19 protein-coding genes and 1 pseudogene are annotated in these 26089 nt (G+C 72.6%); 13 read left to right on the forward strand and 7 right to left on the reverse strand.

The window, feature by feature from the left end; genetic code table 11:
• Positions 1–28 precede the first annotated feature (28 nt).
• From K7B10_RS05345 to K7B10_RS05355, 3 genes are all read left to right on the forward strand, one after another.
• Positions 29–1942 (forward strand): ABC transporter ATP-binding protein, encoded by a 1914-nt coding sequence (locus tag K7B10_RS05345; protein ID WP_229334782.1) that lies wholly within the window; start codon positions 29–31, stop codon positions 1940–1942.
• A 64-nt stretch (positions 1943–2006) separates the two neighbouring features.
• Positions 2007–2414 (forward strand): VOC family protein, encoded by a 408-nt coding sequence (locus tag K7B10_RS05350; protein ID WP_229334783.1) that lies wholly within the window; start codon positions 2007–2009, stop codon positions 2412–2414.
• Positions 2411–3355, forward strand: coding sequence for an NAD(P)-dependent oxidoreductase (locus K7B10_RS05355; RefSeq protein ID WP_267501335.1), 945 nt, complete (start codon positions 2411–2413; stop codon positions 3353–3355). The genes K7B10_RS05350 and K7B10_RS05355 overlap by 4 nt, the downstream gene beginning before the upstream one ends.
• A gap of 22 nt (positions 3356–3377) precedes the next feature.
• Here K7B10_RS05355 and K7B10_RS05360 read toward each other — a convergent pair whose 3' ends face one another.
• Positions 3378–4094 carry a FadR/GntR family transcriptional regulator gene (locus K7B10_RS05360; RefSeq protein ID WP_229334784.1) on the reverse strand — a complete coding sequence of 239 codons (717 nt, stop codon included), beginning with the start codon at positions 4092–4094 and terminating at the stop codon, positions 3378–3380.
• A gap of 105 nt (positions 4095–4199) precedes the next feature.
• On the opposite strand from K7B10_RS05360, the gene K7B10_RS05365 reads away from it, so the two are divergent.
• From K7B10_RS05365 to K7B10_RS05390, 6 genes are all read left to right on the forward strand, one after another.
• On the forward strand, positions 4200–4766 hold the full coding sequence (locus tag K7B10_RS05365) for a gluconokinase (RefSeq protein WP_229334785.1): 567 nt from the start codon (positions 4200–4202) through the stop codon (positions 4764–4766).
• 12 nt (positions 4767–4778) lie between these two features.
• Positions 4779–6176, forward strand: a complete 1398-nt coding sequence (locus K7B10_RS05370) for a GntT/GntP/DsdX family permease (RefSeq protein WP_229334786.1) — start codon at positions 4779–4781, stop codon at positions 6174–6176.
• Between the two features lie 155 nt (positions 6177–6331).
• The gene (locus tag K7B10_RS05375; protein ID WP_229334787.1) at positions 6332–6763 is read left to right on the forward strand and encodes an SseB family protein; all 432 of its coding nucleotides are present in this window, start codon (positions 6332–6334) and stop codon (positions 6761–6763) included.
• Positions 6763–7326 (forward strand): hypothetical protein, encoded by a 564-nt coding sequence (locus tag K7B10_RS05380; RefSeq protein ID WP_229334788.1) that lies wholly within the window; start codon positions 6763–6765, stop codon positions 7324–7326. Before K7B10_RS05375 ends, K7B10_RS05380 begins: the two co-directional genes overlap by 1 nt.
• Positions 7326–12059, forward strand: a complete 4734-nt coding sequence (locus tag K7B10_RS05385) for a putative T7SS-secreted protein (protein ID WP_229334789.1) — start codon at positions 7326–7328, stop codon at positions 12057–12059. The genes K7B10_RS05380 and K7B10_RS05385 overlap by 1 nt, the downstream gene beginning before the upstream one ends.
• A gap of 13 nt (positions 12060–12072) precedes the next feature.
• Positions 12073–12831 carry a hypothetical protein gene (locus K7B10_RS05390; protein ID WP_229334790.1) on the forward strand — a complete coding sequence of 253 codons (759 nt, stop codon included), beginning with the start codon at positions 12073–12075 and terminating at the stop codon, positions 12829–12831.
• A gap of 296 nt (positions 12832–13127) precedes the next feature.
• Here K7B10_RS05390 and K7B10_RS05395 read toward each other — a convergent pair whose 3' ends face one another.
• From K7B10_RS05395 to K7B10_RS05405, 3 genes are all read right to left on the reverse strand, one after another.
• Complete coding sequence (locus K7B10_RS05395) at positions 13128–13922, reverse strand: serine/threonine-protein kinase (protein WP_229334791.1); 795 nt, start codon at positions 13920–13922, stop codon at positions 13128–13130.
• Between the two features lie 93 nt (positions 13923–14015).
• A complete protein-coding gene (locus tag K7B10_RS05400) occupies positions 14016–15221 on the reverse strand; it encodes a cytochrome P450 (protein ID WP_229334792.1) in 1206 nt (401 codons plus the stop codon).
• A 190-nt stretch (positions 15222–15411) separates the two neighbouring features.
• On the reverse strand, positions 15412–16143 hold the full coding sequence (locus K7B10_RS05405; protein ID WP_229334793.1) for a serine hydrolase domain-containing protein: 732 nt from the start codon (positions 16141–16143) through the stop codon (positions 15412–15414).
• Positions 16144–16303: 160 nt separating this feature from the next.
• Between K7B10_RS05405 and K7B10_RS05410 the strand changes: the two genes are divergently transcribed.
• Complete coding sequence (locus K7B10_RS05410; protein WP_229334794.1) at positions 16304–17035, forward strand: ATP-grasp domain-containing protein; 732 nt, start codon at positions 16304–16306, stop codon at positions 17033–17035.
• Between the two features lie 69 nt (positions 17036–17104).
• Here the strand turns inward: K7B10_RS05410 and K7B10_RS05415 are convergent, their stop codons facing one another.
• Entirely contained in the window at positions 17105–20737 is a 3633-nt protein-coding gene (locus K7B10_RS05415) for a S8 family serine peptidase (RefSeq protein WP_372481373.1), read from the reverse strand.
• Positions 20738–20835: 98 nt separating this feature from the next.
• Between K7B10_RS05415 and K7B10_RS05420 the strand changes: the two genes are divergently transcribed.
• The 3 genes and pseudogenes from K7B10_RS05420 (at position 20836) to K7B10_RS05425 (ending at position 24440) form a co-directional block, all read left to right on the forward strand.
• Positions 20836–22341 carry an MFS transporter gene (locus tag K7B10_RS05420; protein WP_229334796.1) on the forward strand — a complete coding sequence of 502 codons (1506 nt, stop codon included), beginning with the start codon at positions 20836–20838 and terminating at the stop codon, positions 22339–22341.
• A gap of 54 nt (positions 22342–22395) precedes the next feature.
• A pseudogene (locus tag K7B10_RS41530) lies at positions 22396–22693 on the forward strand (DUF6629 family protein).
• Between the two features lie 91 nt (positions 22694–22784).
• Positions 22785–24440, forward strand: coding sequence for a GMC oxidoreductase (locus K7B10_RS05425; RefSeq protein WP_229334797.1), 1656 nt, complete (start codon positions 22785–22787; stop codon positions 24438–24440).
• Between the two features lie 71 nt (positions 24441–24511).
• Here the strand turns inward: K7B10_RS05425 and K7B10_RS05430 are convergent, their stop codons facing one another.
• Both K7B10_RS05430 and K7B10_RS05435 read right to left on the reverse strand, forming a co-directional pair.
• Positions 24512–24991, reverse strand: coding sequence for a carboxymuconolactone decarboxylase family protein (locus tag K7B10_RS05430; protein WP_229334798.1), 480 nt, complete (start codon positions 24989–24991; stop codon positions 24512–24514).
• Complete coding sequence (locus tag K7B10_RS05435; protein WP_229334799.1) at positions 24988–26070, reverse strand: NAD(P)H-dependent amine dehydrogenase family protein; 1083 nt, start codon at positions 26068–26070, stop codon at positions 24988–24990. Before K7B10_RS05435 ends, K7B10_RS05430 begins: the two co-directional genes overlap by 4 nt.
• Between the last annotated feature and the right edge of the window lie 19 nt (positions 26071–26089).

A 26089-nucleotide genomic window follows, 5' to 3' on the forward strand; every position in this document is an offset into this window, starting at 1 on the left:
GTTTGGTTGAGGTCTTAGCGTTCCCCGTATGAACATGGAAGTCACCGCCTGGACATCGCTGCACAACGCGATGAACGCCCGGCAGGAACGGCGCCCGCTCTCCCGGGCGAGCCTGCGCCGCGTCGCCGCATTCGCCCGCCCGCATCGCCGCGGGCTCGTCTTCTTCCTGCTGCTCAGCGTGGTGACCGCGCTGCTCGCGGTCGCCACCCCGGTCCTCGCCAGCCGGGTGGTCACCGCCATCGTGGACGGCGGGGACAGCGGGACGGTCACCCGGCTCGCCCTGCTCATCGCGGTGATCGCGGTCGCGGAGGCGGGGCTCGGGCTGCTCACCCGCAAACTGTCGGCCACCCTCGGCGAGGGGCTGATCCTGGACCTGCGCACGGCCGTCTTCGACCACGTGCAGCGCATGCCGGTCGCCTTCTTCACCCGCACCCGCACCGGCGCGCTCGTCAGCCGGCTCAACAACGACGTGATCGGCGCCCAGCGCGCGTTCAGCAACACCCTGTCCGGCGTCGTCGCCAACACGGTGACCCTGGTGCTCACGCTGGCCGTGATGCTGAGCATCTCCTGGCAGATCACCCTGCTGGCCCTCGTCCTGCTGCCGGTGTTCGTACTGCCGGCCCGCCGCATGGGCGTGCGGATGGCCGCAATGCAGCGGGAGGCGTCGACCCTGAACGCGGCGATGGGCACGCAGATGACGGAGCGTTTCTCCGCGCCCGGCGCCACCCTCGTCAAGCTCTTCGGGCGCCCTGCCGACGAGTCCGCCGAGTTCGCGGCGCGGGCGGCGCGCGTACGGGACATCGGGATCCGTTCGGCGATGGCGCAGTCCGCGTTCATCACCGCCCTCACCCTGGTCTCGGCCCTCGCGCTCGCCCTCGTCTACGGGCTCGGCGGGTACTACGCCCTGCGCGGGACCCTGGACGCCGGGAACGTCGTCGCCCTCGCCCTGCTGCTGACGCGGCTGTACGCCCCGCTGACCTCGCTCGCCGGCGCCCGCGTCGAGGTGATGAGCGCCCTGGTGAGCTTCGAGCGGGTCTTCGAGATCCTCGACCTGAAGCCGCTGATCTCCCAGAAGCCGGACGCCGGACGCGTGCCGGAGGGGCCGGTGGCCGTGGAGTTCGACCGGGTCTCCTTCGGCTACCCCTCCCCCGACAAGGTCTCGCTCGCCTCCTTGGAGGAGGTCGCGGTCCTCGACTCCCGGGGCGGTACCCAGGTCCTGCACGAGGTGTCGTTCCGCGCCGAGCCCGGGCAGATGGTCGCCCTCGTCGGCTCGTCCGGCGCGGGCAAGTCGACCATCGCGCAGCTGCTGCCCCGGCTGTACGACGCCGACGCGGGCGCCGTCCGCCTGGGCGGGGTCGACGTACGGGACCTCACGGCCGACTCGATCCGGGAGACGCTCGGCATGGTCACCCAGGACGGACACCTGTTCCACGAGTCGGTGCGGTCCAACCTGCTGCTGGCCCGGCCGGATGCGGGCGAGGAGGAGATCTGGGAGGCCCTGCGCCGCTCACGGCTCGACGGGCTGGTCGCCTCGCTGCCGGACGGCCTGGACACGGTGGTCGGCGAACGCGGCTACCGCCTCTCGGGCGGCGAGCGGCAGCGGCTGACCATCGCGCGGCTGCTGCTGGCCCGCCAGCGGGTGGTGATCCTGGACGAGGCCACGGCCCATCTGGACTCCACCTCGGAGGCGGCGGTGCAGGAGGCCCTGGGCGAGGCCCTGTCCGGCCGGACCGCGGTCGTGATCGCGCACCGGCTGTCGACCGTCCAGGCGGCCGACCTGATCCTGGTCGTCGAGGAGGGCCGGATCGTGGAGCGCGGTACGCACCCGGAGCTGCTGGCCGCGGGCGGACGGTACGAGGAGCTGTACCGCACCCAGTTCGCGGCGGCGGACACGGCGGCGGGGGCCGCTCCGGGCGGCGCCGTACCGGCTGCGGGAGCATGATGCCGGGAGGTCCGCGAGCGGCGGGCCGCCTCCGAGCACCGACCGTGGAGCACGTGGAGCACCGATGGACATCAAGCTGGAACTGGTCGCCGTCCCCGTCACCGACGTCGACCGGGCCAAGGCCTTCTACGAGCGGGTCGGCTTCCGCGCCGACCACGACGTCACCGTGAGCGAGGACATCCGCTTCGTGCAGCTGACCCCGCCGGGGTCGGCCTGCTCGATCGCCCTGGGCAAGGGGCTCACCCGGATGGCCCCGGGATCGCTGGACAACATGCAGGTCGTCGTCACCGACATCGAGGAGGCGTACGAGGACCTGCGCGGCCGGGGCATCGAGGTGACGGAGATCCAGGACATGCCGTGGGGCTCGTTCGTCTACTTCTCCGACCCGGACGGCAACGGCTGGGCGGTCCAGCAGACGACCCCGCGCACGGCGGCGGCCGGGGTCGAGTCCGGGGCGCCGGGCGTGGGATGACCCGTCGGGCGGGGTGCGGCGCCGAGACTGGTCGCACTGTACGCATCCGGAAGGGAAGTGACACCGTGAACACTGTCGCACTGCTGGGCACCGGGATCATGGGCTCGGGGATGGGCCGCAATCTGCTGCGGGCGGGGCTGGGGCTGCGGGTGTGGAACCGGACCCGGGACAAGGCCGAACCGCTGGCCGCGGAAGGTGCGGTGGTCGTGGACACCCCGGCCGAGGCGGTCGCCGGGGCCGATGTCGTGCTGACCATGCTGACGGACGGCGCGGCCGTGGCCCATGCGATGGCCGCCGCCGTGCCGGGGCTGCGCGCGGGGCAGGTGTGGGCGCAGATGAGCACGGTGGGCGTGGTCGCGCTCGACGAACTGGCCGGCTTCGCCCGGGAGCACGGCCTGGTGTTCGTGGACGCCCCGGTGCAGGGCACCCGGCAGCCGGCCGAGGCCGGGACGCTGGTCGTACTGGCCTCCGGGCCGGCGGATCCGCGGCTGGACCCGGTGTTCGACGCGGTGGGCGCCAAGACGCTGTGGGCCGGGGCCGAGGCGGGGGCCGCGACCCGCCTGAAGCTGACCACGGTCGGCTACGCGATCACCTTGACGGCGGCGGTCGGCGAGGCCCTCGCGCTGGCGGAGGGGCTGGGTGTGGACCCGGGCCTGTTCGCGCAGGCGCTGACCGGCGGCCCGATGGACAACCCGTATCTCCAGGCGAAGATGAAGGCCGTCCTGGAACGGGACTTCGCGCCCAGCTTCACGGTGTACGGCGCCGAGAAGGACACCGCTCTGATCGCGGAGGCGGCGGACGGCGCGGGGGTCGCGGTCGACCTGGCCCGGGCCACGGGAGCCCGCATGCGGCGAGCGGCGGCGGGAGGCCACGCCGAGGAGGACATGGCCGCCGCCTACTACGCGGGCTTCGAGACCGTGCCCGTGGGGACGGCGTCTTGAGCCCGTACTAGAAGCACGTACGTCACGGGGAGGTGGGCGCCGGGGCGAGGACGTCGAGTTCCTCGAGGGCGCCCACCGCGATCTGCCGGGTCAGGGACTCGGCACGCTCCGCGTCGCCCTCCCGTACGGCCTCGGCGACCTGGACGTGGAGGGTGACGGCGGCCGGGTCGGGGTCGGGGAACATCACCGCGTGCTGCGTACGGCCGGTCAGGACCTCGGCGACCACGTCGCCGAGCCGGGCGAACATCTCGTTGCCGGAGGCGTTCAGCACGATCCGGTGGAAGTCGATGTCGTGGCGCAGGTACGCGTCGAGCTGGTGGCCGCGCGAGGTGCTGACCATCCCCAGGGCGGCCTCGGTGAGCGCGGCGCACTGGTCGGGGGTGGCCCGGGCGGCGGCGAGGCCGGCCGCGACCGGCTCGATCGCGGAGCGCAGCACGGTCAGTGAGCGCAGCTGGCGGGGGCGGTCGGCGCCGGCGAGGCGCCAGCGGATGACGCGGGGGTCGTAGACGTTCCACTCCTCGGCGGGCCGCACCGTGACGCCGACCCGGCGGCGGGACTCGACCAGCTGCATGGACTCCAGGACGCGGACGACCTCGCGGACGACCGTGCGCGAGGCGTCGAAGCGGTCCGCGATCTCGTCGGTGCGCAGGACGCTGCCGGGCGGGTGCTCGCCCGCGGTGATCGCGAGGCCGAGGGTGTCCAGCACGTGGGAGTGGAGTCCCTGGCCTTCGGTGGTCATGGCGTAAGCGTACGGTGACCCCTCGGCCGACCAAAGATGTGATGTTTTCCGTCAGCCTCTTGAATAAGTACTACTTAATGGGTTTCAGTGAGGGCGCACGAACCGATGTCGACGAAGACAGCGAGGTACGACGTGAGCGGCACCCAGCGCGTGATGGTGGTGATGGGCGTGGCCGGCACGGGCAAGACGACCGTGGGCAGGTTGCTCGCGGACGCGCTCGGCCTCCCGTACGTGGAGGGCGACGCGTTCCACCCGGCGGCCAATGTCGCCAAGATGTCCGCCGGCATTCCGCTCGACGACGCCGACCGGCGGCCCTGGCTGGACGCCATCGGCGCCTGGATCAGCGCCCGGCCCGCCGGGCAGGGCGCGGTGGTGGCCTCGTCCGCGCTCAAGCGCGCGTACCGCGACCGGCTGCGCGGCTTCGCGCCCGACGCCGTGTTCGTACACCTGACCGGCGAACGCTCCCTGATCGAGCGGCGCATGGCGGCACGTACGGACCACTTCATGCCGACCGCGCTGCTGGACTCGCAGTTCGCCACGCTGGAGCCCCTCCAGCAGGACGAACTCGGCGTCGTCGTCGACGTGTCCGGATCACCCGAGGAGATCACCGAACGGGCCCTGGCCGCGCTGCCCGGCATCCGCCCGGACGCCGCTCCCTCCCGAGAGAACTGAGGAACCCACACCGTGACAGGTCTCAGCGTCGAGATACTGGCAGCGGCCGCGCCCGCCCCGATCACCTCGGCCGGGAACGCCCAGCTGGGCGTGGCCGTCCTCGCGGGCATCGCCGTCATCGTCCTGCTCATCACCCGCCTCAAGCTGCACGCCTTCCTGGCGCTGACGGTCGGCTCGCTCGCCCTCGGGGTGTTCGCGGGCGCCCCGCTGGACAAGACCATCACGAGTTTCACGGCCGGGCTCGGCGCCACGGTCGCGGGGGTCGGCGTACTGATCGCCCTCGGTGCGATCCTCGGCCGGCTGCTCGCGGACTCGGGCGGCGCGGACGAGATCGTCGACACCATCCTCGCCAAGGCCAGGGGCCGGGCGATGGCCTGGGCCATGGTGCTGATCGCCTCGGTGATCGGGCTGCCGCTCTTCTTCGAGGTCGGCATCGTGCTGCTGATCCCGGTGGTGCTGCTGGTGGCCAAGCGCGGCAACTACTCGCTGATGCGGATCGGCATCCCGGCGCTGGCCGGCCTGTCCGTGATGCACGGGCTGATCCCGCCGCACCCCGGCCCGCTGGTCGCCATCGACGCGCTGCACGCCAACCTCGGCGTGACCCTCGCGCTCGGCGTGGTGGTGGCGATCCCGACCGTGATCATCGCCGGGCCGGTGTTCTCCCGGTACGCGGCCCGCTGGGTGGACATCCCGGCGCCCGAAGACATGATCCCGCAGCGGCCCGCGGCGGAGCTGGAGCACCGTCCGCGGTTCGGGGCGACGGTGTTCACCGTGCTGCTTCCGGTCGGGCTGATGCTGGTGAAGGCGCTCGTGGACATCGTTGTCGACGAGCCGAAGAACGGCTTGCAGCGGATCACGGACGTCGTGGGCTCCCCGCTGATCGCACTGCTCGCGGCTGTGCTGGTGGGCATGTTCACCCTCGGCCGGGCGGCCGGGTTCACGAAGGCGCGGATCTCGACGACGGTGGAGAAGTCGCTGGCCCCGATCGCGGGCATCCTGCTCATCGTGGGCGCGGGCGGCGGCTTCAAGCAGACCCTGATCGACGCGGGTGTCGGCCGGATGATCCTGGAGCTGTCGGAGAGCTGGTCGGTCCCCGCCCTCCTGCTCGGCTGGCTCATCGCCGTGGCCATTCGGCTCGCGACGGGCTCGGCCACCGTCGCCACGATCTCGGCGGCGGGGCTGGTGGCCCCGCTCGCCGCCGGCATGTCCACCACGGAGACGGCCCTGCTGGTGCTGGCCATCGGGTCGGGATCGCTGTTCTTCAGCCACGTCAACGACGCCGGGTTCTGGCTGGTCAAGGAGTACTTCGGGATGACGGTCGGTCAGACGGTCAAGACCTGGTCGGTGATGGAGACCATCATCTCGGTCGTCGGGCTGGGCTTGGTCCTGCTGCTGTCGCTGGTCCTGTAAGAGCTCCGACGGCGCGTCCACGGGAACGAGCGGCGGGGGGCGGGCCCATGGCCGCGGGGCCGCGCGCGCGTGCCGCCTCGCCACTTCGGACCATTTGGCGATCAAGTTACTATTTCGCTCCTCGTACCTGGATCACGCGGAGGGGGCGCACCACCATGGGGCTGACCGAGGAGATATCCGACTACCGGGAGGGCCGGGGCGATCCGGGGCGGCTGGTCGGCTCGTTCCGCCGCACGGCCCTCCTCGTTCCGGTCACCGACGCCACCGGAGCGGGAACGGGTGCCGGTGACGCCGCCGGTGGTCTGATGTCCGCCCTGTCGGGCGGGATCCGCTGGTTCTACGCGTTCACCGACGAGGAGTCGTTGTTCCGGTTCGCCGGGGCCCGCGGGGAGGACGGCCGGGAGTGGCCGTACCTGGCGCTCCTCGGCGCGCGGTTGGTCGACGCGGTCGTTCCGCAGGTCGACGGGCCGGCCGGAGTGGCGGTGAACGTGGCCGACCGGGACGGGGCGATGCTGTTCCCGCCGGTGGCCGGGATCGTTCCCGATGCCTGCGCCGTCGACATCGCCCCCGAAGGGACGGTGGCCTGATGGCGGGCGACGGGAACCTCGAGGTCTCGCCGGCGGCGGTGGCGTCCATCCAGGTCGGTCTGCGAGCGGCGATAGCGGAGCTGCGGGAATCCGGCGACGCGGCCGGGGCTTCCCAGGGCGCGGGCTTCGAGAACCTGTCGATGACGGGGATGGAGACCGGGCACGCGGGGCTGGCCACGGACTTCGAGGACTTCTGCGAGCGCTGGGAGTGGGGCGTGCGCGCCCTGATCCAGGACGCCTCCACCCTGGCCGCGAACCTCGGCATCGCCGCGGGGACGATGTGGGAGGAGGACCACTACATCCAGGGCGCGTTCAAGGTGGCCGCGAACGCCGCGTACGGCAATCCGCACGCCAGTGAGGACGAGATCGAGCAGAAGTCCTGGGGCGACATCTTCAGCGCGGACGTCTACAAGCCGGACTACAGCGCCGAGTCGTTCGAGAAGGGCGCACAGGACATCAAGAAGACCTGGTCGGACACCAAGGACACGGTGACCTCCACCGGCAAGATCGGTTCGTTGAAGGACCTGCTGGACCAGGCGCAGGGCAACGGGGGCGACAACTGATGGGCTGGCGCGACTACATACCCGACTCCGTCGAGGATCTCGCCGAGGACGCAGCCGAGGGGGTCGGCGACGCCATCGAGTGGGCCGGCGACAAGACGGCCGACCTGGCGGAGGAGGTCGGCCTCGATGACGCGGGTGACTGGATCCGGGAGAAGAGCCGCTCGGCGGCCAACCGGCTCGGCGCGGACGTCGAGGAACTCGAACTCGGCCAGACCGAGGACCCGAAGAAGCTGGTCTACGGAAGCCCTTCGAAGATCCGCGAGCAGGTCGCCCACCTGGACGACTTCAGGAAGGCCTTCGAATCCGTCGGCAACGGCCTCAAGAGCCTCACCCGCCCGGACGGGCTCAAGGGCGAAACCGCCGGGGCGTTCCGCGATTCCGTCACGAAGGAGCCTCCGCGCTGGTTCAAGGCCGCGTCCGCCTTCGAGAAGGCCGCGGACGCCATGGGCCGCTTCGCCGAGACCGTCGAGTGGGCGCAGGGCAAGGCCAAGGAGGCGCTGGAGGACTACAACAAGGCGAAGAAGGCCTCCGAGGACGCCCGCACCGCCCACAACAAGCTCGTCAAGGAGTACAACGACGCGTACGAGGCGAAGAAGGAGGACCTGCCGCCCCGCCCGGGGAAGGACTACCCCGACCCGGGCAAGGCGATGGCCACCGCCGCGCAGGACAAGCTCGACAACGCCCGCAAGCAGCGCAACGAGGTCGCCGAGAGCCTCCGCGTCGCCGTCAGGGCCGCCCGGGACGCCGCCCCGCCCAAGCCCTCGTACACCCAGCAGCTCGGCGACGGCCTCGACTATCTGGACCTCGCCACCACCCACCTGGTCGGCGGCGTCGTCAAGGGCACCGCCGGGATCGTCAACTTCGCCCGCGCGCTCAACCCGACGGACCCGTACAACCTGACGCACCCCGCCGAGTACCTCACCAGCCTGAACTCGACGGCCGCGGGCCTGGTCACCATGGCCAACGACCCCTGGGGCGCGGGCAAGCAGATGCTCGACGAGTTCATGAAGGACCCCTCCGAAGGCATCGGCAAGCTCATTCCCGAACTCGTCGGCTCCAAGGGCCTGGGCTCGCTGAAGAAGGTCGGCTCCGCAGCCCGGCACCTCGACGACCTCAAGGGTCCCAAGGTGCGCGAGCGGGTGGAGGAGGCCCCGGACGGCACCCACAACACACCGGACGGCGATCGCGACGGCGGCGGCGACCCGGTGGACCTCGCCACGGGCCGGATGTACCTGCCCCAGACCGACGTCGAACTCCCCGGTATCCTGCCGCTGGTCTTCACGCGCCGTACCGAATCCGGCTGCCCGGTCGGGCGCTTCCTCGGGCCGGCCTGGACGTCCACGGTCGACGACCGACTGGAGATCGACGAGGCCGGTGTCATCCACGTCACCGCCGAAGGCCTCCTGATCGCGTACCCGCACCCGGCGCCCGGCGTGCCCACCCGGCCGGACAGGGGCCGGGCCCGCACCCTGCTGGCACGCGACGGCGACGGCGACTACACGGTGACCGACCCCGACGGCGGCCTGGTCTTCCACTTCACCGCCCCGGCCGGCAGTGAGCCGGGCGGCGACGGCGAAGCCTGGCTGTCCGCGATCACCGAACGCAACGGCCACACCATCACGGTCGACCGCGAGGAGGACGGCCTGCCGCTGGCCCTGGCACACTCGGCCGGCCATCAGGTGAACTTCACCACCGCGGACGGCCTGGTCACCGCCCTGTCGCTGGCCGGCGCGGGCAGGGGCGGAGCGGACCTGCCCCTGATGGAATACGGCTACGAGGACGACAACCTCACCGCGGTCACCAAGCCGTCGGGCGCCACCACCTCCTACGTCTACGACGACCGCCGACGCGTCATCGCCTGGATCGACTCCAACGGCAGCCGCTACGACTACGTCTACGACGACCGCGACCGCGTCGTGGCGGAGGGCGGCGAGGCCGGCCACATCCAGATCACCCTCGCGTACACCGAGCCTGACCCGCGGACGGGCCGGCACACCACCACCCTGACCACCCCCGACGGTCACGCGACCCGCCACCTGTTCGGCCCCGGCTGCAAACTCCTGGCGATCACCGACCCGCTCGGCCACACCACCCGCTTCACCCACGACGCGCACGGCAACCTGCTGTCCCGCACCGACCCACTGGGGCTCACCACGCTCTTCTCGTACGACGAGGAGGGCCGGGTCGTCCGCGCGGTCCGCCCCGACGGCAGCGAACTGCACACCGTGCGCGGCCGGTTCGGCCTGCCGGTGGAAGTCGTCGGACCGGACGGCGCACGCGTGCTGCACGAGTTCGACGAACGCGGCAACCGCACGGCCGTCACCGATCCGGCCGGTGCGACCACCCGCTACACCTACGACGAGGCAGGCCGCCTCACGTCGCTCACCGACGCCGCCGGGGCCACGACCGAAGTGGTGTGCGACGCGGCGGGGCTGCCCGTGGAGGTGACCGACCCCGCCGGAGCCGTGACCCGTACGGAACGGGACGCCCTCGGCAGGCCGGTCCGCATCACCGATCCCGTGGGCGGCGTCACCCGCCTGGAGTGGGACGCCGACGGGCGGCTCGCGCGCCGCACCGGCCCCGACGGAGCCACCGAGTCGTGGAGGTACGACGGCGAGGGCAACCTGCTCTCCCGCACCGACGCCGCCGGCCGGGTCACCCGCTACGAGTACACCCACTGCGACCTTCCGGTCTCCCGCACCGGACCCGACGGCGCCCGCTACGAATTCGAGCACGACTCCGCGCTGCGCCTCACCCGCGTCACCAATCCACACGGGCTGACCTGGACGTACACCTACGACGCCGCCGACAACATCGTCTCCGAGACCGACTTCGACGGGCGTACCCTCACCTACCGGCTGGACGCCGCGGGCCGGCTCGCCGCCCGCAGCGACGCGCTCGGCGGGACCATCTCGTTCGAACGCGACCTGCTCGGCCGGGCGGTCTCCAAGGACGTCGACGGCCGGGTGACCACCTACGCCTACGACACGGCCGGACGCCTGCTGGAGGCAGCCGGACCCGACGGTGAACTCCGCTACCAGTACGACCGCCGCGGCAAGGTGAAGACCGAGCTCGTGGACGGCCGTCCCCTCACCTACGCCTACGACGTCCTCGGCCGCCGCACCCGCCGCACCACCCCCACCGGCCACGTCACCACCTACGCCTACGGCGTCGACGGAGCGCCGAACCGCCTGACCACCGGCCGTCACCGCGTGGACTTCACCCACGACGCCGCCGGCAGGGAGCTCTCCCGCGTCTTCGGCGACACGGTCACCATGACCTCCGCGTGGGACGAAGCCGGACGGCTTTCCGAGCAGCACGTCGCGGCCGGAGGGAACGCGGTCAACAGCCGCGCCTACACCTACCGGGCCGACGGCCACCTCACCTCCGTCGCGGACCGGCTGTCGGGCACCCGCACCTTCGACCTCGACCGGGCGGGCCGGGTCACCGCCGTCCACGCCCGGGGGTGGACGGAGCGCTATGCCTACGACGACGCCGGCAACCAGACCTCGGCCTCCTGGCCGTCCGGCCACCCCGGCGGCGAGGCCACCGGATCCCGCACCTACAGCGGAACCTCCCTCACCCGCGCCGGCGGCGTCCGGTTCGAGCACGACGCCCTCGGCCGGATCGTCCTGCGCCAGAAGACCCGGCTGTCGCGCAAACCCGACACCTGGCACTACGCCTGGGACACCGAGAACCGCCTCACCCGCGTCACCACCCCCGACGGAACGCGGTGGACCTACCGCTACGACCCGCTCGGCCGCCGCACCGCCAAACAGCGCCTGGCAGCCGACGGCGAGACCGTGGTGGAGGAGGTCAGGTTCACCTGGGACGGCCTGACCCTGTGCGAACAGACCAGCCACCAGCCGGACCTCCCGCACACGGTCGCCGTCACCTGGGACCACCGCTTCGACGTCCCCCTGGCCCAGACCGAGCGCATCCTCACGCCCGACACGCACCAGGAGGAGATCGACCGCCGCTTCTTCGCCATCGCCACGGACCTCGTCGGCACCCCCACCGAACTCATCGACGAGTCCGGTGACATCGCCTGGCGGGCCCGGGCCACGCTCTGGGGCACCACCGCCTGGGCCCGTGACAGCACCGCCTACACCCCGCTCCGTTTCCCCGGCCAGTACTTCGACCCGGAGACCGGCCTCCACTACAACCTCTTCCGCCACTACGACCCGGAATCCGGCCGCTACACCTCCCCGGACCCCCTCGGCCTGGCCCCCGCCCCGAACCCCCTCGCGTACGTGGACAACCCGCACGGCTGGTGCGATCCGCTGGGCCTGATGCCCAAGTACACGAAGGAGGAGAAGGCGGCCAAGGCCAGGGAGGACGCCCTCAAGGCCACGGACGAGGTCATCGAGAGGGCGCAGGAAGGGAAGATCAAGAAGGCCGGCAACTACCACGGTGACACCCGGCACGGCTTCACCGACGAACGGGTCCTCGAGATCCTCAAGAACCCCGACGCGGTGTACCACTCGACGGCGAACAGCGGAAACCTGATCTTCAGGCAGGGCGAGGACATCGTGGTGACGACGGGTGGTCCGCCGGGAGCGGGCAACGCCATCACGGCGTACGGTCCGTCAGGCGTCCTCGGCGAGTCCGGGGCGAAGGCAACGGGCGGCCTGCCCACCGACCGCGGCAATCCGATTACCCACGAAGACGTCGTGGAGGGCAGGATTCCGGCCAAGCAAGGCTATATGGCTCCGGCCGTACAGATCCGATGAGGCGGCATTCCCCATGAGACTCACCCTCGACGGCGACTGGACCGCGACAGTGACGGGCGAACCCCTGAGCATCGCGCCACGCTTCGTCTTCCGGGACTTCACCGTGTGCATCGCGACGTACGCGGACGTGCAGGAGCGCGAGCGGTTCCTGCTGGACACCTTCGGCAGCCAGGACCACGTGTGGGACACCCCCGACGAACTCCGCTTCGATCCGGCCGGCCTGCAGCTGGTCGGAGCCGAGTTCCGGGTGCCCGCCTGGCTCGCCGATGCCGAGGACTCGGCCCGCGTTCCCGCCGCGCCCCTCGTCCGCCCGGGCGGACTCCGGGCCGACGAGCCGCGGGACTTCCGCCTGGAGGTGACCTCGGACCTGTGCCGCGGCCCCGGGGACTCCGTGCTGACCTGTCTGCGCGACCTCGACGTTCTCGACGAACCGCTGGAGGCCCGTATCGGCATCGCCCCCGACGTGGCGCTCCTGGTCCAGCACGGCACCGTCGCCGGCTGGAGCCTGACCGACCCCGTGCGGTACCTGACCGTCGCCTTCGCCGATCCCGACCCGGCCCCTCCGGCCCGGGCCACCCGGCACCTGTTCACCGCGTGCATGGACCTGGTCACCACACGGCTGCTCGACGAGGTGCGCGACCGGGTCCCGGCCGCCCTGGACCGGCTGCGGGCATTGGACGAGGCCCTGCGCGACCAGGACGACGACCGGCACCGCGTCGGCGCCCTGCACGCGCTGATCGCCGATTTGGTCGAGGACTACGGGAACTGGTGATCCGGCACGCCGGGAACCGGCGCGCGCCCCGGCCTCAGCGGCCGTCCTCCAGCTGCGCGGCCGCCACGGCGAGGCCGTTCGCGGCGGTGGCGCAGCGGTCGGCCAGGGCGGCGACCTCGGCGCGGAACGCGTCGGCCTGCGGGCCCTGCCAGTCCAGCGCCTCGGCCGCCGCGTGCAGCAGTCCAGCGCCTCGGCCGCCGCGTGCAGCCGCAGCGCGTGGGCGCGCAGGACGGCGGAGTGGCCGCGCAGACCGTCGGCCGGTTCCGGCGGGCCGGGCCGGAACCGGGGGGCGGCGTTCACCGGCTGCGCCACGGCTGGACGAGCAGGATGCCGCCGGTGCCGATGAGTCCGATGGTGTGGACGCAGCCTTGGTGCGGGGCGACCGGGGCGCGGCGCTGCCCTTGGCCCCGCCATCGGTCCCGGTCCCGGTCTCGATCCCGGTCCCGGTCGAAGAACGCCCGGACGGCGGCGCCGAGTCCGAGCAGCGGCTCCGCCGGCACGGCCCGGCCGGTGGCCACCTGCCAGCCCGCGTGGTCGTTGAAGGGGTTCGCGTCGGTCAGGGCGTTCCAGGCCAGCAGGTCGGCGAACGACGGGGACAGCAGGGCGAACGCCCGCTCGGCTCCCCGGTCCCGCATGAGCCGGCGGAACACCCGGACGGCCGCGGCCTGCCGGTCCTCGTCCACCGCCCGCAGGATGGCCGCGCAGTCCGGGTCGTCCAGCAGGTCGGGCCGCTCCGCGCTCGCCGCCCGGATCCGGGCCTTGAGTCCGCAGACGGCGAGGCTGACGGCGAGGCTCTCGCGGCCGGTGAGGATCCCGGCGAACCAGCCGGCCCGCGCCACACCCCGGCCGCGCGGGGCCCAACCCAGGCCCGCGGGGTCGGTGAGGGTGCGCAGCAGGGTGCGCCAGCCGAGCCGGGAGCGGGCGTGTCGGCGGCCCAGGGCGGCGGCCGGGAGCCGGGGGCCGAGGGCCAGTTCGGAAGCGTGCCGGGCGGCTTCGCCGACGGCGTCGGCGGCCTCGGCGAGCTCGCGGCACAGGGCGTCGAGCAGCTCGGCGTCCGGGTCGGTGGGCGCGGAGGTCGCGGCGTCGGACATGGAATCCTCGCGGGATGTCGGTGGGGAGGGTGGCTTCGGCGTGGTCGTCGGGGTGCGTCGGCGGCGGGGTGCGTCGGCGGCGGGGTGCGTGCGTCAGCGGCGGGTGAGGGTGAGCCGGATGCCGCGCGGGTCCAGTGCCCCGGGCAGCGGCCCCGGCGGGTCGAGCACCGGCCTGATGGCCGTGATCCGGCGGCGGCGCAGGACCTCGGCGCACAGCGCGGTGGTGATCAGCAGGCCGAGCCGGTCGCCCGGGCAGCGGCCCGGGCCGTGGCCGAAGGGGGCCATCCGGATGTCCTCGTCCGCACCGGGGGTCTTCCAGCGGCCCGGTACGAAGACGTGCGCGGCGGGCACGTGCTCCGCGTCGCGCTGGTGGAAGTGGGCGGGCAGCAGGACGGTGGTGCCGGCGGGATGGCGTACGCCCCGCCACTCGGTCTCCGTACGGGTGACGCGGATCAGGTCGGGCACCGCCGGGTAGAGGCGCAGGCATTCCCTTACGCAGGCGCACAGCCGGGGCAGCTCCTCGGGGGCGGTGCGCCCGGCGGCTTCGGCGGCCGCGGCGTCCTGTTCGGCGGGGTGGGCGCCGAGCAGGAGCAGGGTGCGCAGCATCGTGGCGGGGATGCCGTCCATGGCGCGCAGGGCCTGTTCCTCGCGGTCGGCGCAGGCGGCGGGGTGGCCGAGCAGGGTGTGCCCGTCGGCGGAGCCGCGGTGGCGGAGGCGGCCGAGGAGGCCGGTGGGGTGCCCGTCCCCCGCGGCCGCGCCGTCGCCGAGCACGATCCGGCGGGCGGCGCGGGCCACGGCGTGCCGGGCGCGGGCGAAGTCGAGCGTGGCGGCGGCCGTGAGGTGCCGGGCCTCTTCCGCGATGACCGCGCGGACGGCGGTGCGGGAGCGGACTTCGCCCGGGCCCGGTGAGAGCGCCGCGACGGGTTCGGCTTCGTAGAACTGCCGCAGTTCCTGCCGGTCGAGCAGGACGAGCACCGCACCGGAGATCCCGCGCACGAGTACGGGGGCGCCGCCGTGACGGGCCCGCAGCGCGCGCAGCGTGTCGGCGGAGAAGGCCGGACGGGCGCCGCCGGAGCCGCGGCCGCGGACGGAGCCGCGGCCGCGGACGAGGAGCGGGAGCGCGCGGCCGGCGGCGAACCGGACGGCCCCGGCTCCGCCGGCCCGCGCCCGCTGCCCCCGTGAGACGGCGGACTGGGTCGTACCGGGACCGGTCATGGCCGCACCACCTCCCTCGGGTCGGGCCGCGGGGACGAGGTCCTCCGGCACGACGTCCAGGGCGGCATCGTGAAGCGTGCGCATCCGGGTACCTCCGCGCGCGGCCGGAAACCAACGTTCGGTGACATCGCCCTCACCGTACGTCCCCCCGGCTCGCCCCGCGCCCCGAGTACGGCCCGGGGCGGATCCGGTGCTCGGGGCCGGCCGCCAGGTCGTGTCGTCGAAGTCCGTGTGCTCACCCTTCGGGCGCCCGACGCCACGTCGACGACACTCGTCAGGGGACGGGCGCGAAGGCCGCTTCGCGGAAGGTCGTGCGGAGGGAGCCCTGGGAGCGGGCGGGGTGGAGGAGGGCCCAGCGGTGGAGCCGGGGGGAGATCCAGACCGTCGGGGTTTCGCCGTAGGACCAGGTGCCGTGCGGGGCCGGGTGCCACAGCAGGCCGCGGGCCGGGGTCAGCTCGCCGGTACGGATGCGGAGGGACTCGGCGACCCAGGCTCGGGGCAGGGGGTGCTCCGCCGGGGAGAGGAGGTGGCTCAGGAAGCGGGCGAGGTCGGCCGGGGGTGCGTGCAGGGCGCCGTCGGCGAAGCCGGTGCCGGTCATGCCGAGGGGGTGCCAGACGCGGGTGGCGGCGAGCTCGGCGAGCGGGCTGCCGGTGAGGTGCTCGGCGAGTCGGGTGAGGGCGGCGTGGGCCGCGGGGCCGGTGGAGTGGCTCAGCAGGTGGTGCGTGGTGGTCCCCGCGTCGGCCTCCACCCCGTACGCCGCCAGGGGCGTGTGCAGCCGCAGCGCCTCTTCGGCGACGAGGCTGCCGATCACGGGCCACAGGGCGAGTACGGGCATCAGGCCGCCGACGTCGAGGACCGTGGTCTCGTCCGCGGATCCGGCGTGCGGCCCGTCCGGCCCTCCGGCCGCCCAGACCGCGTCGGGATCCGCGTCCCGGAGCACTCCCCTGATCCGGACTTCCAGGCCGGCCGCGTCGGCCGCGTCCGCGAGGTCGCTTTGGAGCGTCATGGGCTCCACGCTAGCCACCGCCCGGCGGGGCCCGCCGGTCCGGCGCCCCGGAGGCGGCCCTGATGCGGCCCGGGCCACCCGAATGCCAGCCGCGCCCCCGGCACCCCGGGCGCCGGAAAACCGCGTGCCTCCCGCCGGGACTCCTGGCAGGGTCTCCCCGGTGACCCTGATCCTGTCGCCCCGTATCACCGACTCCGCCGCCCGGCTCCGCGAAGCGGCTCGCGCGCGCGGGCTGGGCACCGTACGGCTGGAGACCTTCGCCGTGCCCGACGGGCTGCGGGCACGGCATCTGCACGCCGGTCCGGCATTCGCCGACGCCGTGGCGCCGCGGCTCGGGATCGGGCTGCTGGAGGCCCCGGCCGACTGGCTGGCGCGGCTGCCCCGGGAGTTCACCGGCCGGGAGGTCCGCCTGATCCCGATCCGCGAGGCCTACGCCCTGCGCCGGCCCGTCTTCGTGAAGTCGCCCAACGACAAGTCGATCCCGGCCCTCGTCTACGCCGACGGCTCCCGCCTCCCCGGCCCGGACGCCGTGGACCCGGAGACCGAGGTACTGGTCAGCGATGTCACGCGCTTCACGGCCGAGTACCGGATGCACCTCCTCGACGGCGCCGTGCACACCGCGAGCCGCTACGCCGAGGACGGCCGGCTGAGCCTCGGCCCGGCGGCCGCCGAAGCGGTCGCCTTCGCCGGGCGGCTGCCGTTCTCCACCCTCCCCTCCGCGATCGTCGTCGACGTCGGTGTCGCGGACGGCCGCTGGTCGGTGATCGAGGCCAACGCCGCGTGGGCCAGCGGCACGTACGCGTGCGATCCGCAGCGCGCCCTCGACGTCGTCCTGCGCGCCGCCGCCCCGCTGGACTCCCTCGCGGACCGCGACCGGAAATTCCTGCGCTAGCGCCGGCGGCACGCGCGAGGGGGCGGAGCGCCCTGCGGCGCCCCGCCCCCCGCTGTCAGCCGGTGCCCGTCAGCTCTTGTCGGGGCGGTCCGTCACGCGCAGGGAGTTCAGCAGCGGCTTGCCGTACCCCCCGTGTGCGACGAAGCGGACGTTGAGCACGCCGTCCGTGACCGTGACCGTGTACGTCCGGGTCAGAGCCGTGTACGTGCCCGCCTCCAGCGCGATGTCCAGCGAGGGCAGCACCTGCGTGCCCTCGGCCATCACGTCGAAGACCCGCTTGTTCGGCTTCGTCGAGGACAGCTCCGCGAAGCCGAGCTCCACGGTGTACGTGCCGTTCGGGACGTTGTCGAAGCGGTACTCGTACATGCCCTCGCGGGCGTTGCGGAACAGCTTCTGATCGGCCGTTCCGGCGATGGTGCGCCCGGTGGAGTGCGTGGAGGAGCTGCCCTGGTAGCCGTACGAGCCGGCGGTGTACTTGCGGTCCGGGGACCAGCTGTCCCCGAGCGTGTCCGTGGCCGCGGAGTCGGAGCCCGCGTCCAGGGCCACCTGGTAGCGCGGGACCACGACCTTGACCGGGACGGTGAGGACCGGGCTGCGCCCGCTCGCCGAGCTGATCCGCAGGTTCGCCGTGAGGACCGCGCCGGCGGCCAGCCCCGTGGTGTCGACGGCCAGGTTCACGGTGGCCTTGCCCCCGATCGCCAGGTTCCCGGAGTCGGGGGTGGCCGTCAGCCAGGCCGCGTCCTCGGCCACGGTGAACCGCGAGTCGATGGTGCCCGTGTTGGTGAGTTCGAGGGTGCGGGTGCGCTTCTGGCCCGCCGGGAGGACGAGCTCCAGGGAGGGCTGGGACGGGGTGACCCGCGCCGTCCACAGGGAGTGGTTCACGGCGGTGACGCCGCCCTGTTCCACGGTGAAGGCGTTGGTCACCCCCGTGTACATGTCGGCCAGGACCGTGTAGGAGTTCTTGCCGGAGCGGGCCTGCAGGAGGTAGCCGCCGTCCGCCGCGGTGGTCGCCGTGACGGCTTCGGCCCCGAAGCCGACGGTCACCGTGGCTCCCGCGACGCCCTTGCCGTCGTTCGCGTCGAGTATCCGGCCCGCGACCACGCCGCTCTTGGTGGTCCTGAAGGCGATGGCCAGCCCGTCGGTGATGCCGGCCTGGTTGAAGGAGTACTTGAAGGCGTCGGTGCCCAGCGCGTTCTCCACTCCGACCGTGGCCGTGGAGCCGCCCTTGATGCCGGTGCCGCCCGTCCCCTTGTAGGTGTAGACGACCGTGCCGTCCTCGCTGATCGCCGCCGAGAACGAGAACTTGTCGGCCTGCGCCGACCAGTGGGACACCTCGCGCCACTCGATCACGTACGTCCGGTGCGGGGCGGTGCCGGTGACACCGGTGAAGACGCCCGAACCGCTGCCGGCCGCGCCGACGACGAGGTCGTCCCAGAACGGGTACAGCGCCGCGTTGGGGGTGGCCGTGCTCGGGATGTCGCCGTTGACGTCGCCGGTGTTGTTGCCGCCGAAGCTGACGGTGCCGTTCGTCCCGATCCAGGCCTGGCCGTACGTCTTGCCGTACAGCGGGAGCGGGAACGGCAGGTCGACGCGCTCGGTGGTGTTGTCGCCGGTCAGCGCGAGCTGCCGGTCCCCGGCCGCGTACGGGCGGCCGCCCGGGGTGGAGCAGGCGTAGCCGAAGTCGTCGGTGCGCTCGGGCAGCGTGAGCGCGAGCGTCGTGTCGCCGGCGACGGTGGTCTGGGCGCTCGCGCCGGTGACGCAGCGGGAGGAGTGCGCGGCCCGGACCTCGTACGTGCCGTGCGGCACGGTGAGCTCGAAGCGGCCCTGGTCGTCGGCGGTCGCGGTCAGCGGGGTGTCCGTGAGCGTGACGGTGGCGCCCGCGGCGGGTCCGGCGGCCGAGGTGACGGTGCCGGTGAGCTTGCCGGAGGGGGCCTGGGTGAGGCTGAAGTCGCCGGTGGCGGTGGCGTTCTCGGTCACCGTCGCCGTCGAGGTCTGCTGGCCGTAGCCGAATTTGGAGACCGTCAGCGTGTACGCGCCGACCGACAGGGCGGGGAAGGCGTAGGTGCCGTCGGCCGCGGTGGTCGTCGTACGGCCGATCGGGCCGGCCGCGGTGACCTTGGCACCCGCGACGGGGGCGCCGGCGGAGCGGACGGTGCCGGAGACGGCGCCGATGGCGCCGCGCGGGGCGCCCGAGACGGCGGCGAACGCGTCGAGCTTGCCCTCGCCGAACACGTTGTTGTCGGCGGCGTTGCCGCCGCACTGGCCGTTGTCGGTGTCCTGGGCGGTGCCGTTCAGCAGCTCCTCGGTCCGCGCGACGTCGCCTTCGAGGGCGGGTGCGGCGGACCAGAGCAGGGCCACGGTGGCCGCGGTGTGCGGCGAGGCCATGGAGGTGCCGGAGAAGGCCTCGTACCCGCCGCCGGGGACGGAGGAGCGGACGTTCACGCCGGGGGCCGCGATGTTCGGCTTGACGATGCCGCCGGGGCCCGCGCCGCGCGAGGAGAACGACGCGATCGCGCCGTTGATGTCGAAGGCGCCGGAGCTGTAGGAGCTCGCGTAGTCGCCGGGCGAACCGCTGGTGGCGCAGCCGGGGCCGGAGTTCCCGTTGGAGAAGGCGGGGAAGATGCCGGCCGCGCGCCAGGTGTCGACGATCTGCTGGTACCAGTCGTCGTGCGTCGCGCTGCCCCACGAGTTGTTGACGACGTGCGGGGCCAGGTCGGGGCGCGGGTTCTGGCCGCTCAGGTCGGTCGGGGCGACGATCCACTGGCCGGCGGCGAGGAGGGAGGCCTCGGAGCAGGAGTTGGTCTCGCAGCCCTTGGCGGCGATCCACTTGGCCCCGGGGGCCACGCCGATCTTGTTGGCGCCGCCGTCGTCGCCGACCATGGTGCCCATGGTGTGGGTGCCGTGGTCGTTGTTGTCGCAGGGGGCCGCGGTGGGACAGACTCCGGCCGGGTCGAACCAGTTGTGGTTGTGGTCGTACGACCCGTCCGCGTTCTTGCCGCGGTACTGGCCGTTCACGGCCGGGTGCGTGTAGTCGACGCCGCTGTCGATGTTGGCGACGACGATGCCCTCGCCGCGCACGCCGAGCTGGTCCCAGACCTGCGGAGCCTTGATGCGGTCGATGTTCCACTCGACCGCATCGGCGGCCGCCTTCTCCCGTTTGCCCTCGGCGGGCTTGGGGAGGGTGACCTTGTCGTCGGCGTCGATCCGGGAGACCTCGGGGCGCTGCGCGAGGGTGCCTGCCAGTTTCTGGCTGCCGACGACGCGGACGGCGTTCACGATCCAGTACGAGGTGTACTCGGCCTTGGCACCGTCCAGGGCCTTGATCACCTCGGCCTGACTGCGCACGGCGTGCTCCTGCTTGGCGTGCAGAACCGTTTCCGCCTTGGCGGCGCGGGTCTTCTGCCGCCCCGCCGCCGTGAGGTCGGCGGCGCTGTTCAGGTACACCCAGAAGACGGCCTTGCCGGAGTCGTCGAGCTGGGTGCGGAGTTTCGGCTCGATCTTGCGCTCGGCCGCCGCGGCGGTGGGGCCGGGTTCCGGCGCGGCCGCCGCCACGCCCGCTCCTACGGGCAGGAGCAAGGCCGTGGTGAGAGCGGCGAGCGCCGCGCGTAACGATCGTCGCCTGTTGCGTTGGGCCACGTGTGGTCCTCCTCGGACGCCGTGTGCAGGTTGTGCGGGAAGGGCGTGCGCGACGTGCGCGGTCATGGTGAAGGAAGGGTCATGGACATTACAAGAGGGCCTAATGAGCCGTATGCTGCGCGCCCGGGGTGGCCATCGCGGCCCCGGCGGGTCAGCCTGAAGACATGAGCGATCCAGCGCCGGGCACGCAAGAGCGCGATCCGGGAGGGCCCGGTGTGCCGCTCGCGTCCGCCCGGGGCCGGTGGATCGTACTGACCACCGTGCTCGGCTCGACGATGGCCATGCTCGACTCGACCGTCGTCAACGTCGCCCTCCCCACCATCGGGGTGGACCTCGACGCCGACCTGGCCGTGCTCCAGTGGACCGCCAACGCCTACATGCTCACCCTGGCCGGACTGATCCTCGTCGGCGGAGCGCTCGGGGACCGCTTCGGCCGGCGCCGGGTCTTCGTCCTCGGGGTGGTGTGGTTCGCGGGCGCCTCGCTGCTGTGCGGGATCGCACCGAACGCGGGGGTCCTGATCGCCGCGCGGGCCCTTCAGGGTGTCGGCGGCGCACTGCTGACCCCCGGTTCGCTCGCGCTGATCCAGGGCTCGATCGCCGCCGAGGACCGGGCCCGGGCCGTCGGGCTGTGGTCCGGGTTCGGCGGGGTGGGCGCGGCCGTGGGGCCGTTCCTCGGCGGCTGGCTGGTGGACGGGCCCGGCTGGCGCTGGGTGTTCCTGCTGAACGTGCCGGTGGCCGCGGTGTGCGCGCCGATCGCCCTGCGGCACGTACCGGAATCACGTGACCCGCAGGCGCACGGGCGGTTCGACGTACTCGGCGCCTTCCTGGGGGCCGCCGCCCTCGCCCTGGTGACGTACGCGCTGATCGAGGCCCGGTCCGGCTCCCCGCTGGTGATCGCCTCGGCCGTCGGGGGCGTGCTGCTGTCCGGCGTGTTCGTGCACGTCGAGCGGCACCGGTCCGATCCGATGCTGCCGCCCGGCATCTTCACCTCCCGCCAGTTCACCGCCGTCAACGTGGTCACCCTGTTCGTGTACGCGGCCTTCAGCGGGTTCTTCTTCCTCTTCGTGCTCCAGCTCCAGGTGGTCTCCGGCTACTCCGCGCTGGGCGCGGGGGCGGCTCTGCTGCCGACGACCGCGCTGATGCTGCTGCTGTCGGCCCGGTCGGGGGCGCTCGGGGAGAAGATCGGGCCGCGGATCCCGCTCACGGTGGGGCCGCTGCTGTGCGCGGCCGGACTGCTGCTGACGCTGCGGGTGGGGCCGGACGCCTCGTACGTACGGGACGTGCTGCCGGCGCTGGTCGTGCTGGGCATGGGCATGGTGGCCCTGGTGGCTCCGCTGACGGCGACCGTGCTGTCCTCGGTCGACCCGGGACGGGCGGGCCTGGCCAGCGGCATCAACAACGCGGCCGCGCGGGCGGCCGGGCTGCTGGCGGTGGCGGCGCTGCCGCTGCTGGCCGGGATGGGGCCGGACGCGTACCGCTCGGCGTCCGAGTTCGACGCCGCGTTCGGGCGGGCCATGCTGTGGTGCGCGGGGCTGCTGGTGGCGGGCGCCGCCTTCGCCTGGGCCACCGTACGCAAGCCCGTGCCCGGAGCGGGGTGCCACCCGGAGTGCCACACCTTCTGCGCCACGACCTCTCCCCCGCTCGAACCCCCGAGGACGGCCCAGCCCTGACCGGCGGCGCACGCCGGCGGCCGCCGGCCTGACCACCGCCGCGGTGTTCGCGTACTGTCTGGCGACCCGCCGGCCGTCGCCGGGATCCGGGGCCACACCCTCGGCTACGGCGTGAATGTTCCGTGGATGCCACTCGTTCTCGCGGACTACCTCTTCGCCACCCCGGGCGCCCTGCCGCTGTCCGGCGACCGGTGGCTGAGGCTCCTCGCCGCGGTGCTCGGCGTCGGCATTGGCCTGCTCAGCGCTGTGGCGGCTGGAATCCACCTCCGCCTGGTGCGCCTTCGCGGCGGTCGCACCGCTGCTCGTCCTGGGGTGGGACCCGCGCCCCCGGCCCGGCGCCCCTGTGACGTGACAGGCCGAAAGTTACCTAGACGTATGTAGTGACTTCCCATGCGCCCGGCAGTAGAACTCGTTCCCATTCCGCCGAGAGTGAGGAACGTCACATGAGTGACAAAGCCCTGCACAAAGCCGGCTCCAATGGCATCTCACGTCGTGGATTCATGGCTAGAACAAGTTCCATTCTGGGAGCCGTCGCCCTCGCTGGTCAGATCACGCCGGCCCAGGCTCGGACCGACGCCCCAGCGGCAGCGGCCGCCGGCCCCATCGACAACGGCGCGCACGTACCGGCCCTGGTGATCGGCACCGGCTACGGCGGGTCCGTCGCCGCCCTGCGGCTCGCCCAGGCCGGCGTCGACGTCCACATGATCGAGATGGGCATGGCCTGGGACACCCCGGGCTCCGACGGCAAGATCTTCTGCAACACGACCGCGCCCGACCAGCGCTCCTACTGGCTGCGGACCAAGACCAAACAGCCCCTGAGCAACTTCCTCGGCTTCCCGATCGACCGGGACATCCCCCGCTACACCGGGATCCTGGACGCCGAGGAGATGGGCGGCATCATCGTCTACCAGGGCCGCGGCGTCGGCGGCGGCTCGCTGGTCAACGGCGGCATGGCGGTGACCCCGAAGCGCGCGAACTTCGGCGCCATCCTCCCGTCGGTGGACGCCGAGGAGATGTACGGCACTTACTACCCGCGGGCGAATGCCGGACTCGGCGTCGGCCTGGTCGACCCCGCCTGGTTCGACACCGTCGACTGCTACCAGTTCGCCCGCGTCGGCCGCAAGCACGCCCAGCGCTCCGGCTTCCCCTTCGTCTTCGTCCCGGACGTGTACGACTGGGACTACATGAAGCAGGAGGCGGCCGGGACCGCCCCCAAGTCCGCGGTGGCCGGGGAGATCCTCTACGGCAACAATGCCGGCAAGAAGTCCCTGCAGAAGACCTACCTCGCTCAGGCCCGGGCCACCGGCAAGGTCACCATCTCCCCCCTGCACAAGGTCACGTCGGTCTCCCCCGCGGCCGGCGGCGGCTACACGGTCGTCATCGACCAGATCAACACCACCGGCGCCACCACCGCCACCAAGACCGTGGTCGCCGACAAGGTGTTCTTCGCGGCCGGCAGCGTCGGCACCAGCAAGCTGCTCGTGAGGCTCAAGGCCACCGGCGCGCTGCCCGCCCTGAACGGCGAGATCGGCAAGGGCTGGGGCGACAACGGCAACGTCATGTGCGGCCGGGCCAACCACCTGTGGGACCCGACCGGCAAGGTCCAGGCGTCCATCCCCTGCGGCGGCATCGACAACTGGGACGCGGGCGGGGCGTTCGCCGAGGTGGCGCCGCTGCCGACCGGGATCGAGACGTACGCCTCCTTCTACCTGTCGATCACCAAGAACCCGAACCGCGCCGAGTTCACCTACAACGCGGCCTCCGGCAACGTCGAGCTGAACTGGCAGACGGCGTGGAAGCAGCCGTCCATCGACATGGCCAAGAGCATCTTCGACAAGATCAACTCCAAGGAGGGGACGATCTACCGGACGGACCTGTTCGGCACCAACAAGATCTGGGGCGACCACCTCACCTACCACCCGCTCGGCGGCGCCGTCCTGAACAAGGCCACCGACAACTACGGCCGCCTGCACGGCTACACCGGCCTGTACGTGATCGACGGCGCGCTGATCCCCGGCAACACCAGCGTGAACCCGTTCGTCACCATCACGGCGCTCGCCGAACGCAACATCGAGAAGATCATCGCCGCCGACCTGTAGGCGGTCCGTACGCAGACCCGGGGCCGTCGGAGGTACCGACCGGCCCCGGACCCATTGCCCTCGCGGCCGCGTCAGTGCCCCGGCAGTACGCACACGCTGTCGAGGCCGAGCACGTGGTTGAGCCGGCCGAAGGCCAGCCAGGAACCGATGCTCATCGTCAGCTCCACGATCTCGAGCTGGCTGTACCGCGCGGTCATCCGCTCCCAGAACTCCTCGTCGAGGTTGTGGTGGTCGAGCGTGTAGCGCTCCGCGTACTCCGCGGCCAGCCGGGTCCGCTCGTCGAACCGGTCCGTGGTGCGCCAGTCGGTGACGGCGCCGGAGAACTCCTCCTCGACCTTCTCCCCGTCCCGCTCGGTCCGCCAGTCGAGGCAGAACACGCATCCGTTGATCTGCGCGACGCGCAGCCGGGCCGCCTCGAACTCGCGCAGGCCCAGGGTGGTGTGGGCGTACACCGACAGGGAGAAGTTCGCGGCGGCCATCCCGATCCCGGGGACCATGTCGCCCCACACGTACTCGATCGGGTGCTGGCCTTCGGGTATGTCGATCCTCATGGCTGTTTCCTTCCGAGCTTGCCGATGGCGGGGCGCAGGGGGACGTCGAGGGCGTCGTAGAGGCCCGGTCCGGCCTCCACCAGCCAGTCGATGGCGCCGACCAGGCGGCCGACGGCGGTGGCGTTGCCGCCCGCCGAGCGGTTCTCGCCCTCGTCGGTGGCCTCGACGGTGACCTCGATGCGCGGGCGGCCCTCGATGATCACGCGGTGGGCGCCGTCGCCGCCGTCGGGCGGCGACGGCCAGTCGGGGGCACAGGAGGCGTGGATGCGGGTGACGTGTTCGATGACGAGGCGGGGTTCGCCCTCGACGATGCCCTGCACCTCGAAGCGGATGGCGCCCTGGGTGCCGGCCGCGAACTCGCCCATGGTGCGGGTGGTGACGGTGGTGTCGAGGGCGCGGCGGTCCACGGTCTCGCGGATCTCGTCGAGTTCGACGCCGAGCGCCCGGGCCATCATGCGGATCTGTCCGCCCCACACCATGGTGGGGACGGACGGCATGAGCATCATCGGCTCGAAGTCCATGGGCTGGCCCATGCCGACGAGGTGGCGGACCGAGTCCGGCTGGTCGTAGGTGGAGTAGTCGAATATCTCCTGGCAGCGGATGGCGTCGATGGTGCTGCCCAGGCCGCTGAGCAGGAGCGGGAGTACGTCGTTGCCCCAGCCGGGGTCGACGCCGGAGGCGAACAGCGAGCCGCCGCCCTCCGCGACCGCCGCGACCACCGGGTCGCGGAACTCGGCCGGTGCATTGCGGTGGTCGTAGAGCGGGTAGAGGGCGGGGCTGACGACGACCGCGCCGGACCGGATGGCCCGGGTGATGTCGGCGAGCGCGTCGTCGGGTCGGGTGTCGCCGGAGGCCGCGTAGACGACGGCCTGCGGCCGGGCGGCCAGGACCGCTTCGATGTCGTCGGTGGCCAGGACCCCGGTGTCGTGGTCGAGTTCGCCGAGCCGGCCCGCGTCGCGGCCGATTTTCTCGGGATGATGGACGATGACGGCGGCCAGTTTCAGCGCCGGATGGGCCTCTACGGCACGGATGGCCAAACGGCCGACGTTGCCGGTACCCCAGACAACCGTGGAAATCATGCGCGGAGGGTAGCGACAG

It is taken from the genome of Streptomyces flavotricini, from assembly GCF_020639365.1.
GTDB lineage: Bacteria > Actinomycetota > Actinomycetes > Streptomycetales > Streptomycetaceae > Streptomyces > Streptomyces flavotricini.